The following is a 14,288-nucleotide window of genomic DNA, read 5'->3' on the forward strand; positions in this document are numbered from 1 at the left end:
CCCCCGAGCTTCGCGTCGTGCGGGGCTTGCGCGATCAGAACCCGGTCGACAGCACCCGGTCGAGCATGTCGGCGAAGTAGTCGACGGACTCGCGCGAGACGCACAGCGGCGGCTTGATCTTGAGCACGTTCTGGTGGTCGCCGGTGGGCTGCATCACGACGCCGAGTTCGAGCAGGCGGTCGCAGATCGCGGCGGTCTCCTCGGTCGCGGGCTCGAGGGTCTCGCGATCGCGCACGAACTCGAGGCCCAGGTACAGCCCCGATCCGTGCACGGTGCCGACGAGCGGATGCCGCTCCCCCAACTCCTCGAGACGGGCCTTGAGGTGTCCGCCGACGACGCGGGCGTTCTCCTGCAGCCCCTCGTCCTCGATGATGTCGAGCACGGTCATGCCGACGACGGAGGACAGCGGCGAGCCGCCCGTGGAGGAGAAGAAGTAGCCCTGGGTGCGATACCGGTCGGCGATCTCGCGGCGCGTGATGACCGCGCCGAGCGGGAAGCCGGCCCCGATCGACTTGGCGACCGCGACGATGTCGGGCACCACGCCCTGCTGGCGGAAGCCCCAGAACCACGACCCGAGGCGGCCGAACCCGACCTGCACCTCGTCGGCGATCGCGAGGCCCCCGAGCTCGCGCACCGCGGCGTAGACCTCGCGCAGGTAGCCGTCGGGGAGGGCGACGCCGCCGGCGTTGCCGTAGAACGTCTCACTGAGGAAGCCCGCGGGCGCGTGGCCGTCGGCGGCCAGCGCGCGGATGCGCTCGACGGCTTCGGGGGCGTAGCGCGTGGCATCCGATCCGCGGTGACGACCGCGGTACGAGTTCGCGGCGTCGACCGTGTGCACCCAGTCGGGACGGGTCTCGAGCGCGTTGGGGTTGTCGGCGATCGAGGTCGACACGGCGTCGCTCGCGTAGGTCCAGCCGTGGTACGCCTCGGCCATCGCGACGATGTGCTGGCGGGACGTCGCGGCCATCGCGAGGCGGATCGCGAGGTCCACCGCCTCGGAGCCCGAGTTCACGAAGAACACCGTGTCGAGTTCGTCGGGCAGCAGCGCCGCGAGTCGCTCACCGTACTCGGTGATCGCGGCGTAGTGGAAGCGCGAGTTGGTGTTCAGCAGCCGCGACTGACGCGACACCGCGGCGTGGATGCGCGGGTGCGCGTGTCCGACCGACGCGACGTTGTTGACCATGTCGAGGTACACGCGCCCGTCGACGCCGACGAGGTACTCGCGCCAGCCGCGCTCGATGCGGGGCGGCCGGGAGTAGTAGTGCTCTTGCACCTCGGCGACGACGGCCTCGCGCCGTTCGAGCAGGTCGTCGGGGGCGGCCGTCGGCGCGGCGACGCCGAGCGCAGGGGTCGCGTCGCCGATCACGGCGCGCCAGCCGGGCAGGTCGCTCGGGCGCACGGCATCCGGGATGTCGGCGGGATCGAGGGTCGTGAGCAGCACGCGGACGCGGGTTCGCGCGGGAACCTCCGTGGAGGAGTTCAGGATGCCATCCCCCACCCGCACCGAGAGGGCACCGCCCGGGAGCTCGAGGCGCGTCGGCCGGGCGAACCACACCGACGCGGCCGTCGGCACGGTTGCCGGCTCCTCGGGCGTGCGGGCGGGGGCGCCGAGGAGAACCGGGGCGAGGGCGGGGAGGACGACCGCGTCGGCGCCGTCGTCGAGCAGGCGCTGCGCCGCGGACTCGAGGGCGTCCGCGTCGAGCCACGCCCCCTCGTCGGACAGGGGCGACAGGGTCGTGGCATCCAGCACGACGGGATGGATGCCGGCGGGGAGGATCGCCGGGCCCGCCCATACGGCGGCGTCGGCGGAGGGGCGGCCGAGCACGTGGCGGATGCGCGCGGTCGCGACCTCGAGCGGCACCGCGGCGGCCCGGCGGAGGATCTCGAACTCGCGGTCGAGCGCGCCGCTCGCGTAGTCGTTCGCGTCGTCGAGCCGCACCTGCTGGCGGCCGCTGAGCACCAGGACGACCCCGCGCAGCACGACGAGCGGCCACAGCGCCGTGATCTCGTCGTCGGAGAGCGGGCGACGGCGGTCGAACGCCGCGATCGCCGGCAGCGTCGACGCGTAGGTCGCGCCGTCGTGATGGAGCACCGACGACACCGTCACCGCGATCTCGCCCACGGCCCACGAGTCGATGACGTCGCCGAAGTCGATCACGGCGTCGGGGAGCGTCCCGACGCCGTGCGGGCGCAGGACATTGTCGTCGGTGACGTCGAAGTGACCGAGCTGGCGCGGCAGGCCGTCGGCGACGGGAGCAAGGGCGGCGAGCGCCGCGGCCGTCGTCGCGGCGCAGTACTCCCGCACCTCGGCGTCGGGCTCGGTCTCGGCGATCTCGGCGATCACGCGCTCGGCGTGCCGGAGGTCCCACTGCAGCACGCGTCCGGAGGCCGGGTGGGTCTCGCCCGCGAGCGCGACGCTCACGGCGGCGGCGAGTTCGCCGAGACGCTCGACCACGCGCGGGGCGAGGTAGCCGGAGCCGGTGAGAGTCGCGCCGGGCACGAACGAGATGATCCGCGCGTGCAGGCGGCCCTGGCTCGTCTCCCACCACCCGGTCAGCGGGCCGCGGGGACCCACGACAATCTCGGGGATGCGCAGCCCGGGCTCGGCTTTCGCGACGGCGGCCGCCGCGGCATCCTGCATGTCGATCTCGGTCTCGCTGAAGACCGGGTTACTGATCTTGAGGACACCCAGCGGCTCACCCCCGCCCGCCGGCCGGACGAGGAAGTTCTGGTCCTGCTGGCTGCCGAGGCTGTGCAGCTCGACGTCGAGGCCGTGCACCTCGCGCAGCAGCGCGACGGCCTCGGCGGCCGGGAGCGTCGGGGTGGGCAGCTCACCGTGGGCGAAGTAGTCGAACAGGGTGTCGGTCATGCGGGGCTCCATGGGGCGCGGGATCGCTGTGAAGCATACCGAACAGGAAACATACGGCGTAGGTTAAAACGTGTTCCGGTGTTCCGAGGAAAGGACCGTCGTGCCCCGACCGTCGCACCCGAAACTGTCCCGCGACGCGATCGCGCGCGCCGCGCTCGCGCTCATCGACCGGGACGGGTCGGACGGCGCGAGCATCCGCCGCGTCGCCGATCGGCTCAAGGTGCACCCGACGTCGCTGTACAACCACGTACCGAACCTCGCGGCGCTCATCGAGGACGTGCGCGCGCTCGTGTCCGCCCGCATCGACTCGACCGCGCTGCGCGAGCGGGAATGGGAGGAGGGCCTCGCCCTCTGGGCGCGCTCGTACCGCGACGCCTTCCGTCGGCATCCGAAGACCATCCCGCTGCTGATGTCGCACCGCTCCTCGGTGCCCCGGCTGATGTCGCAGTACGAGGACTTCGCGCGGGCGGCCGAACGCGTGGGGTGGACGAGCGACGACATCCTGCCCCTCCTCACGGCCTTCGAGTCGTTCATCCTCGGGAGCGTCCTCGACATGTCGGGACCGACCGTGATGTTCGACCCCACCGGGCAGGAAGACACGGTGCCCCGTTTCGCCGCGGCCTACGCGACGCTCGAGCACCACGATCCCGTCGACCCGGTGGCGACGCGGGCGTTCGAGCTGGGACTGGCGCTGCTCATCGCGGGCGCGCGCCCGCGCGGCTGAGTCCGGCAGAGGGCGAACCCGGGCTCGATCGGGGGATGCCACGGGTGAAGCGCCCGTTCCCGTCGGCGCGGCGACGCCCCTCCCCCGTCGGCGCGCGCTCCTGCGCGGCCCGCATCCCACCCGCCCACGGACCGAACGCCACTCCGCCGAGCCCCCGCGGTGCCGCGATAGACCGGGCAGCACCCGCATCGCCCGCACCGACAGGAGTCCTCGTGTCCGCCCAGAACCCCACGCCGTCGCGCCGACGCCGGCTGTCCCTGCCCGTGCTGCTCGCCGGCAGCGTCGCCTCACTGATCCTCGCGCTCGGTCTCTCGCCGACCGTCGCCGCCTTCACCGCGCAGATCCGCAACACCGCGGACACCGCCGCCACCGGAACGCTCATCATGCAGGAGACGAACGCCGACAACACCGTGATCTGCAACAGCACCGACGGGGGCTCGGTCTCCACGAACGCCGCGACGTGCGCCACGATCAACAAGTACGGCGGCAGCGTGACGATGGTGCCAGGTCAGACGGTGTCGACCGACATCAAGATCAAGAACACCGGAACCGCCGCGGCCAAGGCCTTCAGCCTCACCCCCGGCAGCTGCACGCAGTCGAACAACGGCTCCCCCAACGGCTCCGCCACGAACCTGTGCGCCACGCTGACCCTGGTGATCACGCAGGGCAGCACCACGATCTACTCCGGAAGCCTCTCCGGCTTCTCCGCGAAGATCGACATCCTCAACAAGATCAACGCGACCTCGGTCGCCGCCGGAGCGACGATCCCGTTCACCTTCGCGGTCACGCTCCCCTCCAGCGCGGGCAACACGTACGCCGGTCTCCAGGTCTCGCAGCCGCTGACCTGGGACTTCAGCACCGACGCCTGAGCTCCTCCGTGACGTCCGACACCGCGGCGACCGATCGCCCGGCGAGAGGAAGACGCGCGGCCCTCGTCGTCGCGATCGCCGTCGTCTTCTTCGCCCTCACGGTCGCCGCGGTGTTCGCCGTCTCCGGCATCCGCCTGTTCGCCATCCAGACGCCCAGCATGGGGACGACGGCGCCGGTCGGAACGCTCGTCGTGACCGCGCCGGCCGAGACGTATTCGACCGGCGACGTCCTCACGTTCACCGTCGGCGACCGGACGGTCACGCACCGCGTCGTGGATGTCGGTCCCGACGGGTTGACGACGCGCGGCGATCTCAACGGCGCACCCGACGGGTGGACGGTCGCGCCGGCACAGGTCATCGGCCGCGCGGTCGCCCTCGTGCCCGGCGCCGGTTTCCTCCTCACGGCCGCACCCTGGCTGCTCCTCGGCGGCGTCCTCACCGAGGCGATCACGTGGGCCCGCCGTGCCGACGTCCGCTGGATCTGGAGCGTGCGCCTGACCGGCTGGGCCGTGACCGTCACGCTGGTCACGCTGTGGCTCCGGCCCTGGTTCGACGTGCGGCTCCTGGACTACCGCGGCACCGACGACGGGGCGGGCGCCCTGCTGCACGTCGTCAACACCGGCCTCCTGCCCGTCCTCGCCGGCACCGTGCGGCTCGTGAGCGGCGAGGACGCGGTGGTCGAGACCACGGAACGCCTCACGACCGGGGCGTTCTCGCTCGTCCCGGTACCCGACCCCGATCTCGCGACGCGGCTGCTGCTCATCGCGTTCTGCCTGATCCCGCTCGCCGCCGCGCTGCTCGTGCGGGACGACGACCCGGTGGCCGTGGCATCCGGGCTCCGCGTGCGCCCGGACCGTCGGGCTCGCCGCATCCTCGTGCCGGTGCTGGTCGTCACCGTCGCCGCGGTGGTCCTGCTCACCACGGTCGCGACGACGACCGCGGCGTTCGGCGCCCGGATCGGCAACACGACGGACACGGCCGCCACCAACCCCTTCTTCACGTGCGCCGCCGCCGAGAGCTCGACGGCGACCTCGTCCGCGACGAAGGGCGCGTTCGCCGTCAGCGGCGCGGGCGGCACGAACGAACCGGATCTTCGGGGCGCGTCGCTGCCGAAGGCGACTTTCGCGATCACGCCTGTCAAAGACACCTCCGTGGGGTGCGTGCGGGACTCGCCGGCGAACTCGGTGGCGTTCGGCAACGGCCAGTGCCTGTACGTGCCGGGGAAGGTGTCGAGCCCCGACACCTTCACCCTCGAGGCCTGGTTCCGCACGACGACGAAGGCGAACGGAAAGATCATCGGGTTCGGCTCCGCGGATCAGTCCGCCGCCGACGGCCAGTACGACCGGCACGTCTACCTCGACACGGACGGCCGGATCGTGTTCGGCGTCTATCCCGGTCAGGTGGTGACGATCGCCACGCCGGCCGGCACCTCGTACGCCGACGGGAAATGGCACGCGGTGGTCGCGTCGCTCTCCTCCGCGGGGATGGCGCTGTACGTCGATGGCATCCTCGTCGCCACGAACACCGGCATCACCACCGCGGAGCCGTACGACGGGTACTGGAAGATCGGCTGCGGCAAGCTCCTCGCGTGGGCGAACGGCACGTCCATCGGCAGCATCGACTACGACGGTCCGTCGTTCTTCACCGGAAGCATCCAGTACGCCGCGATCTACACGCGCGCGCTCACCGCCGCCGAGGTGCGGTGGCACTACGTCGCCGGACGGCCCTGACGTCTCACATCCGGGCGTAGCGGGCGCGGGCGAAGCAGAAAACGCCGTACACGACGAGCCCCGCCCCGACGAGCCACAGCACGACCTGCCCGAACGGCAGACCCGCGAGCGAACGGAGCGCGCCGTCGAGGCCGCTCGCGGCGTTCGGGTCGTGCGTGAGCGCCGCGACGATGAACAGGATGCCGGCGACCCCCACCGCGATCCCCTTCGCGACGTAACCGACCGTGCCGAACACCCGGATGCCACGACCGGCCGGGCCGCTCGGAACGGAGAGGTTCTTGAGGAACGCTCGGGTGATGCCGCGGACGACGAACGATGCGCCGATCGCCGCGACGACGAGGCCGATGAGGACGAGCAGGAAGATGCCGCCCGGGGCCTGGAGCAGATTGGCGCTCAGGTTCCGCGTCGATGCCGACGACTCGGAGCGGCCGCCCATCGCCGCCGTGAACGCCGTGCCGGCGATCGCCGCGTACGCCACCGCCGTGCCGATGTACTTCACGCGGTAGCCCCAGCGCTTCTTGGCATCCGGGGTCCGCTCGACGATCGCCTCGCTGATCTGCCAGATCGCCAGGGCCACGAGCCCGACGACGATGACCCAGAGCAGCAGCATCCCCGCGGGGGCGGCGGCGATCTGGGCGAGAGCACCGGACTGGTCGGCGCTGTCGCCCGCCCCGCCGGTGGCGATGGCGATGGCGATCACGCCGATGAGGAGGTGCAACAGTCCGAGGACCACGTACCCGATGCGGGCGGCGACTCGGAAAGCGGTGGAATCCTGCGCCTTGTCGGCTGCTGCGCTGGCGGATGTCATCCGTGCACCGTAGCGCTCAGGTCGCGGGAAGCGGCAGCCCGTTGCGCTCGCCGCTCGCGCGCCACTTCAATAGCCGCCCACACGAGCGTGGACACCGCGAGACCCTCCAGGGCGCCCGCCGTGACGTCGGAGAGCCAGTGGGCGTGGAGGTAGGTCCGGCTCCACATCATGAGGACGACCCAGGTCACCCCGATCGCCCAGACCCACCGCCGTCGGAGGATCAGGCCGAGCGTCACGACGATCGTCGTCGCCACGGCCGTGTGGCCGGAGGGGAACGAGGTGGCGACGGTCTCGGCGAGCGAGTCCGTCGGTCGTGCCCGCGCGATCACCGCGGCCATCGGGGCGCCGATCGCGACGACGAGGGCGATGGCTCCGCCGACGTTGAGGGCATCCCACGGCCGTCGGAGGATGAGGAACGCGATGGTCGTCGCGACCCCGATGAGGATCATGCCGATCGTGCCGCCGACGATCGCGGGCACCCACGCGATGATCACGACGACGGGCGACGCGAGCGAGGCCATCGTGGCGTCCCACCACGCGTCGATCGGCAGCGGGGCCGATCCGGACAGCGCGACGAACAGCCGTAGAGCGACGAAGGCGACGGTCGCGACGACGCCGACGACGAGCGCGTGGGCGCGGCGGGCGTCGGGGTCGACGGGCGAGGTCGGGGCGACGGTGCCGGCCGCGGCATCGTCGGTGGGGGCATCCATCCCGACATCATCGCAAGGGGCGCCCCGCCGGAAGGGGCACTTGCGAACCGCCGCATCAGTCCTCTCGAGCGGCAAGGTTGGATGCCAAGGCAGAGGGCGCCCGGGACGGATGTCGGCTTCGGTTCTTTCCTCCTCCAGGATCCGGAGGGTTTATTCCAAACAACTGTGTTCTATCTCGATACACTGACAACCGTGCTGAAAGGAATAAACCCGGGAGTCGCTGTCTTGATGAGCGTTGTCCCGCACGCGCTGAGGCCCGAGGCGGTCGCCGATGGAGTGCTTCTCGCTGCGAACGCGCCCGAGGTCATGCTGCGACCGATCTGGGCCGGGGAGGGATTCCCTGCCGACGTCCGCCGTGCGATCGACGGGGTGGCGTCAGACGACTCGAGCGGGCTGGTGGTGACCGCGCGCCACCTGAGCCCCGGATCCATCCGTTTGCTGACCGAAAGAGGCCTATCTTGGGCGGACGCGAGCGGGTACGCGGATATCTCCCTCCCTCCCCACCTGTTCATCACGCGGCTCAAGCCACGACCGCTACCTCAGAGCGCTACCACCACGGTGTCGTGGTCACGCAGTGCAGGCTCGGTCGCCGAATTCGTCCTCTCACGACGCCAGGAACATCCCGTCGGCCTCGCCAAGACGTGGAACGGAGTCGACCGAATCGCTCAGATCGCCCAGGCGACAGGCATCTCACCCGGACAGGTAGCAAAGATTCTCACGATGTTCGACGAGGAGGGCTACACCGCCAAGTTCGGTCCCGAGAGAGGCCCTACGTCGACGCGCGAGCTCCGCGATCAGGGGCGACTGCTCAGCGACTGGGCGGGACACTATGTGCGATCGCCGCATAAGGAACGACGCATCGACTTGCACACGCTCCATCGCGAGCCCCACGAATGGGAGGCGCTCGCCCACAGGGCACTCGGAGACGTTCCTTGGGCTATGTCGGGTTGGGCGGGGGCGGACGACATCGCCCCATTTGTGACGAATGTGCCCGACATGATCCTTTACGTACCCGAGGACGGATTCGATCATGCTCTTGAACGGCTGACTGAAGATGCCGAGGTGAGCCCCGTCGACCGCGGCGGACGGATTCACCTTCGTTCCGCGGCGGACTATGTATTCGATTTCGCCCGGGAATCGAAACACAAGAACGTCGCTTCCCCCGTCCGCGTGTACGCCGACCTCCTTCGAATCGGCGGCCGCGGCACCGACGCAGCCGAGCACATGCGGGAGGTGGCGATTGGATTCTGAGCCACGAAGCCTCGCGGCCCGCACTCGTGCCGAAGAAGCGCTGATCCGATTCGCCATTCTGGCGGGGAGCCACTCCACGGACTTTGTCGTCATCGGCGGCCTGAACCCTGACTTCCTCGCTTCTGCTGCCCCCCACCGGCACCTTGGCACGACCGATGTCGACCTCCTGTTCGAACTCGGCTTCGTTTACGACAGAGACGATCTCGACTTCGGATGGCTCGATCGCTCGCTCGCGGAGGGCGGATTCACTCCGGTAGAAAATTCGGCCGGGTGGAAGTGGGTCGGCCGTCTCGGCGAGGCTCTCGTTCGACTCGATCTGCTCTGCGACGTGTACGACCATCCGGGGCAAGCAATCCACCTGCCCGGAGCGACGGAAGCGGCTGCCAAGAATCTGGCGGGCCCCGCTGCCGCTCTTCACGAACCGACCGAACGTGAATTGATCGTGACCGATACGGTACGAGCCGATTTTCCCGATGCCCCAGATCGAGTGCGGTTGAGGTTCGCAAGCCTTGGCGGCTATGTAGCGGCGAAATCCGCGGCCTTCCTGAGTCGTGAGCAAGAAAAGGATGCCTACGACCTGGCGTTTGTCATCATGTATTCACCGGGTGGGCCCGCCGCGGCGGCGGTCGCGGCGGCCTCGACGCAGACGCCATCGCACAGCGAACCCGTTCACGCCACTATCGCGTCGGCTGTCTCACGTCTCGCCGACATTCAGTCTCCTTGGGTCGAAGCAGCTATCCGGCAGCTCCATCTGGCTGGCGACGAATCCGAGGACGACCAGTTACGGGCGGATGTTACGCAATCCGCGGCTCAGTTCCTGCGCGCGTTCTCCGCGCATCGGGCCGACGCGAGCACCGTGGGGAGGGAGGAGGGGTGACGCGCCTCCAAACCTGAACGAATCACCCAAGAATCAGGCATTTCCTCACCGAGAAATGCAGAGGGTGAAGTTCCGCGGAGACGCGCCCACGCCCCACCTCAGGCCGCGTCGGCCACGCGCGACAACCCGGCGCGGACCGCGCGCGTCGTGTCGTCGGCGAGGACCTCGCCGAGCCCGCGGCGCAACCCGTCGTAGATCGCAGCGACGACGTCGGCGGGGTCGTTCATCGGCTGGTCGGTCAGGCCGTCGTTCATCGGGGTATCGGTGAAGGCGAGGTACGCACCCACGACCTGCACGCCCTGCGGTTCGAGCTCGAGGCGCAGCCCCTCCGTGGCCGACCACAGGGCCGCCTTCGAGATGCTGTAGCCCTTGCCCCACGCCAGCCAGGACAGCACCGACGCGACGTTGATCACCGCGCCCTTCGCGGCCACGAGGCGCGGCGCGAACGCACGCGTCAGCAGCAGCGGGCCGAAGAGGTTCGTCTCCAGCTGGGCGCGGACGTCCGCCACGTCACCTGTCAACAGGTCGCCCTGACGCAGGATGCCGGCGTTGTTGATGAGCACGTCGACGTCCGCGGCATCCTGCGCCGCCCGTTCGATCGCGGCCTCGTCGGTCACGTCCAGCGCGAGGGGCACGACTCGGGGGTCGTCCCACTGCCGCGGCGAGCGCGCCGCCGCGTAGACCTTCTTCGCGCCGCCGGCGAGGGCCTGCCGCACGAATTCCGTGCCCAGCCCGCCGTTCGCACCCGTGACGAGCACAACGGCATCCGAGATCTCTGTCATTTCTTCTCTCCTTGTTCGAGTCCGCTCACGCGGAGTGTTCTCGTCCGCCCGAACGGGCGGGGGTCAGGGCACCGGCGCCGACGCCGCGAGTCGAGGCGCCATCGGTGGCACCAGGGCCCGGAACACCGGCGCGCAGCGCCAGCGCGACGAGGGCGACCACGGCGAGGAACGTCGCGTATCCGATCGCCGTCGCGGGCAGCGCGAACACGGTCGCGAGCTGGCCCGCGACGAGCGCGGGCACGCCGTAGCTGAGGTAGGCGACGACGTAGATCGCCGCCATGAGGCCGCCTCGTTCGTGCGTGTGCGCTGCCGCGTTGAGGGGACGCAGGACCGCCGCGAACCCGATCCCGTTGCCGATACCGGCCGCGATCGCGGCGACCACGACGATCACCGTGGACGCCGTCGCGATGCCGACGACCATCAGGATGCCACCGACGGCGCACCCGAGCGCGCCGAGCACGGCCGCGGTGCGCGGCGCCAGTCCCGTCGAGGCGAGTCCTGCGACGGCGGCGACCCCGGGCTGCAGGAACACCAGGACGGTCCCCGCGACGGTGTCGAGCTGCAGCGTGTGGTGCGCGAGCGAGGGCATGAGGCCGAGGAACAGGCCGGAGCTCATCCAGGCGGCCGAGACGAGCCATGCTCCGCGGAGAAACTCGGGCCGCAGCCGACGCGGGACCGCGATGTGCGGAACCAGCGAGCGCCACGCGCCCGCGACCCGCGACGACGACTCGGGCGTGAAGAAGACCGCGCCGATCGCGACGACGAGCAGCAGGACGATCGGCGCGAACACCGCGAGCACCGGTTCGGGCGCGACGGCGGTGGCGATCCCGGCGAACAGCGCCCCGAGCGCGAGACCGCCGATCGGCGCCGTGCCGGCGATCTGCGTGAGGCGCCCGCGGGAGCGCGGGGGCACCGTCTCCGACACCATCGCCGTGAAGGTGCTGGTGGCCGCACCGGTCGCGACCCCCTGCACGGCACGGGAGGCGATCACCCACTCGGGCGACGTCGCCCAGAGATGGATGCCGCAGGCCACGATCAGCAGGATGATCGCCCCCACCATCACGGGTCGACGGCCGACGTGGTCGGACAGCGACCCGGCGGTCAGGAGCGTGAGCAGCAGCGTGAACGCGTACACCGAGAACATCACGGTCAGCGTCCCGTCGCCGAAGCCCCAGCACCCCTGTTCGTACACGAACAGCGGGCTGCCCGCACCGGCGGCGGCCGCGACGGCGACCGAGCCGAGCAGGTTCAGCGCCGTGTACGCGCGCGAGCGCGCCGTCCAGCCGCCGATGGACCTCGCACTCAGCACTGCCGTCGTCTCGCTCACGTCATTTACTTTCTTCAAAGGAGTAAGTACCCGAACGCTAGCGCGTATGCTTGCTTCAAGCAAGTGAGAGGAGGATGCCATGCCCCTGAGGTCCGACTGGAGCGGGAACGTCTGCCCGATCGCGCGCGGAATCGACGCCGTCGGCGACCCGTGGATGCTGCTGATCCTTCGCGAGGTGCTCGCGGGCGCACGTCGCTTCGACGACTTCAAACGTCGACTGGATGCCGCCGACAATGTGCTCTCGTCACGGTTGTCGGGCATGGTGTCGGCGGGCCTGCTCGAGGCCCGGCCCTACACGACGGGACCGCGCCCGCGTGTGGAGTACTTCCCCACGCGCGCCGCGACCGACGCGCTGCCGATCCTGCAGGCGTACGCGGCCTGGGCGCACGAACACCGCCCGTCCGAGCACGAGAAGCCGGCGTTCACGGTGATCTGCGGCGCCTGCGGCGTGGCATCCGATCGATCCGAGGTCTGCGAGCACTGCGGCGCGCTGCTCGACGTCGACCACGAGGTGGCGTGGAAACGGCCGGGGCCCTGGGAGGGGCGGCTCGTCACCCTCGGCTGAGCGGCCGGACGGACCCGCGTCCGCGACTCAGCCGGTCCGCGTCACCGTCAGCTCGAGCGCCGACAGGTACATCTCGAGCTGCTGCGCGAACACCTCGCGGTAGTTGATCATCGCGAGATCGGCCTTGGCGGCCTCAGCGTGCGGGTACTGCGACGGATCCGTGGGCGCGTACACCTGGATCCAGCCGTCCGCGACCTCGCGGGTCCGCGCACTGGCGAGGCGCGCACCGTAGGCGGACGCGGCACCCAGGACGGTCTGCGCGTACACCTGGTACTGCACCACGGCCGCGCGCCCGCGGAGCCCGGCGACCGCCATGGCCCGCAGGATCCACTCCACCGCGCGCAGCTCGTTGATGCTGTTCGCGACGGTGAGGAGCGTCAACGCCGCCGCGGCCGGGTGCGCTTCCGCGGTGTGCCACGCGCGCCACGCCAGGTCGGTCAGATCCGCGCGCCAGTCGTCCGTGGGCACGTAGCCCGCGAGCGAGATGCCGTCGAGGTGGTCGGCGAGCGCCTCGAGCAGCTCGTCGCGACTCGTGAAGTGCCGATACACCGCGGTCGGGGAGGACTTCAGCTCGGCTCCGAGCCGCGAGAAGGTCAGGGCGGACTCGCCCTCGCCGTCCATCAGCCGCAGCGCGGCGTCGACGATCTCGGCGCGCGTGATGGACCCCCGCTTGCGTCGGGTCCTGATTTCCTCGGTCATGACGACCCCCCGATCTGGCGTCCGGTTCGCGCGCCCCGCGGACCGGCGGCCTCGCGTGGCGAGGAGGCCAGGCTATCCCGTCGCCCGCGCCCCCGAGACCCGGGCGGGCGCATCACCGCCCTCCCGGACGACGCGCGGTCATGGCATCCCGCCGTCATCGACGATCATCCGCGCTCCTCGTTGATCGAGTTCGCGCCGTCGACCACGATCAGCTGGCCCGTCACGTAGGACGCCCCGGGCGACGCCAGGAAGGCGACGACCGCGGCCACCTCCTGCGGCGTTCCCGGGCGGCCGACGGGGGTCGCGCTGCCCATCGCGCGCTCGTGGTCGCTCGACGACGACGTGGCGATCCAGCCCGGCGCGACGGCGTTCACCGTGATTCCGGCGGCCGCCACGTCGACGGCGGCCGCGCGCGTCAGACCGAGCATCCCGGCCTTCGCCGCGTGGTACGCCACGTCGCCCGCGTACGCCATGACGGGACCCGAGATCGAGGCGACGTTCACCACCCGCCCGTAGCCGGCCGCGCGCATGCCCGGGAGGACGGCCCGCGTCATCCGGAGCGCGGTCGTGAGGTTCCGGTCGATCGAGGCGGTCCATTGCGCGATGGAGATCTCGTCGATGGATGCCGGCTCGTCGGGGTTCGACGTCGAGGTCATGCCCGCGTTGTTCACGAGCACGGTCGGCGCGCCGAAGGCGTCGAGGGCGGCGGCCACGACGGCATCCACTCCGTCCGCGCGCGTCAGGTCGGCGGCGACGCCGTGCGCGTCCACTCCGGCGGCGCGCAACTCGGCGACGCGGTCGTGGATGCGATCCGTGGTCGAGGCGACGACCACGCGCATTCCGGCCCGACCGAGGAGCAGCGCGGATGCCATGCCGATCCCCTCCGGGCTGCCCGCCCCGGTGACGATCGCGATGTCGCTGGTGCGCTCGGTCATGGTGGGTCTCCTTCTCCGTCGTTCCATCCTGCACGGGCCGAGCCCCGACTTTTCGGGGAAATTTCGGATGCCGTCGCCTGATGTTACGAGTTAGTGAATGCTGTTGACTAGGCCATCCACTATCGGGATACTCGGGGAAACC

13 protein-coding genes are annotated in these 14,288 nt (G+C 70.6%); 6 read left to right on the plus strand and 7 right to left on the minus strand.

What is annotated here, in order from left to right:
- Positions 1–34 precede the first annotated feature (34 nt).
- On the minus strand, positions 35–2,869 hold the full coding sequence (locus RKD05_RS04000) for an aminotransferase class III-fold pyridoxal phosphate-dependent enzyme (protein ID WP_424708168.1): 2,835 nt from the start codon (positions 2,867–2,869) through the stop codon (positions 35–37).
- A 100-nt stretch (positions 2,870–2,969) separates the two neighbouring features.
- On the opposite strand from RKD05_RS04000, the gene RKD05_RS04005 reads away from it, so the two are divergent.
- The 3 genes from RKD05_RS04005 to RKD05_RS04015 all read left to right on the plus strand — a co-directional run bounded on the left by RKD05_RS04005 (position 2,970) and on the right by RKD05_RS04015 (position 6,192).
- Positions 2,970–3,593, plus strand: coding sequence for a TetR/AcrR family transcriptional regulator (locus RKD05_RS04005; protein ID WP_424708169.1), 624 nt, complete (start codon positions 2,970–2,972; stop codon positions 3,591–3,593).
- A gap of 212 nt (positions 3,594–3,805) precedes the next feature.
- Complete coding sequence (locus RKD05_RS04010) at positions 3,806–4,462, plus strand: hypothetical protein (RefSeq protein ID WP_424708171.1); 657 nt, start codon at positions 3,806–3,808, stop codon at positions 4,460–4,462.
- 8 nt (positions 4,463–4,470) lie between these two features.
- Positions 4,471–6,192 (plus strand): LamG-like jellyroll fold domain-containing protein, encoded by a 1,722-nt coding sequence (locus tag RKD05_RS04015; protein WP_424708173.1) that lies wholly within the window; start codon positions 4,471–4,473, stop codon positions 6,190–6,192.
- Positions 6,193–6,196: 4 nt separating this feature from the next.
- Here the strand turns inward: RKD05_RS04015 and RKD05_RS04020 are convergent, their stop codons facing one another.
- Both RKD05_RS04020 and RKD05_RS04025 read right to left on the minus strand, forming a co-directional pair.
- Positions 6,197–7,000 (minus strand): DUF1206 domain-containing protein, encoded by an 804-nt coding sequence (locus RKD05_RS04020; RefSeq protein WP_424708175.1) that lies wholly within the window; start codon positions 6,998–7,000, stop codon positions 6,197–6,199.
- On the minus strand, positions 6,997–7,710 hold the full coding sequence (locus RKD05_RS04025; protein ID WP_424708177.1) for a phosphatase PAP2 family protein: 714 nt from the start codon (positions 7,708–7,710) through the stop codon (positions 6,997–6,999). Before RKD05_RS04025 ends, RKD05_RS04020 begins: the two co-directional genes overlap by 4 nt.
- Positions 7,711–7,791: 81 nt before the next feature.
- On the opposite strand from RKD05_RS04025, the gene RKD05_RS04030 reads away from it, so the two are divergent.
- Complete coding sequence (locus RKD05_RS04030; RefSeq protein ID WP_424708179.1) at positions 7,792–8,961, plus strand: type IV toxin-antitoxin system AbiEi family antitoxin; 1,170 nt, start codon at positions 7,792–7,794, stop codon at positions 8,959–8,961.
- On the plus strand, positions 8,951–9,838 hold the full coding sequence (locus RKD05_RS04035; RefSeq protein ID WP_424708180.1) for a hypothetical protein: 888 nt from the start codon (positions 8,951–8,953) through the stop codon (positions 9,836–9,838). The genes RKD05_RS04030 and RKD05_RS04035 overlap by 11 nt, the downstream gene beginning before the upstream one ends.
- A 98-nt stretch (positions 9,839–9,936) precedes the next feature.
- On the opposite strand, the gene RKD05_RS04040 is transcribed toward RKD05_RS04035, so the two are convergent.
- Positions 9,937–10,620 (minus strand): SDR family oxidoreductase, encoded by a 684-nt coding sequence (locus RKD05_RS04040; RefSeq protein WP_424708182.1) that lies wholly within the window; start codon positions 10,618–10,620, stop codon positions 9,937–9,939.
- A gap of 25 nt (positions 10,621–10,645) precedes the next feature.
- Complete coding sequence (locus RKD05_RS04045) at positions 10,646–11,947, minus strand: MFS transporter (protein WP_424708183.1); 1,302 nt, start codon at positions 11,945–11,947, stop codon at positions 10,646–10,648.
- 79 nt (positions 11,948–12,026) lie between these two features.
- On the opposite strand from RKD05_RS04045, the gene RKD05_RS04050 reads away from it, so the two are divergent.
- Complete coding sequence (locus RKD05_RS04050; RefSeq protein ID WP_424708184.1) at positions 12,027–12,512, plus strand: winged helix-turn-helix transcriptional regulator; 486 nt, start codon at positions 12,027–12,029, stop codon at positions 12,510–12,512.
- Positions 12,513–12,539: 27 nt separating this feature from the next.
- On the opposite strand, the gene RKD05_RS04055 is transcribed toward RKD05_RS04050, so the two are convergent.
- Positions 12,540–13,211: a TetR/AcrR family transcriptional regulator gene (locus RKD05_RS04055; RefSeq protein WP_424708186.1), complete on the minus strand. Its 672-nt coding sequence runs from the start codon at positions 13,209–13,211 to the stop codon at positions 12,540–12,542.
- A 164-nt stretch (positions 13,212–13,375) separates the two neighbouring features.
- Positions 13,376–14,146, minus strand: a complete 771-nt coding sequence (locus RKD05_RS04060; protein ID WP_424708188.1) for an SDR family NAD(P)-dependent oxidoreductase — start codon at positions 14,144–14,146, stop codon at positions 13,376–13,378.
- Between the last annotated feature and the right edge of the window lie 142 nt (positions 14,147–14,288).

The sequence above is a fragment of the Microbacterium sp. SLBN-111 genome (assembly GCF_049739645.1).
Lineage (GTDB): Bacteria > Actinomycetota > Actinomycetes > Actinomycetales > Microbacteriaceae > Microbacterium.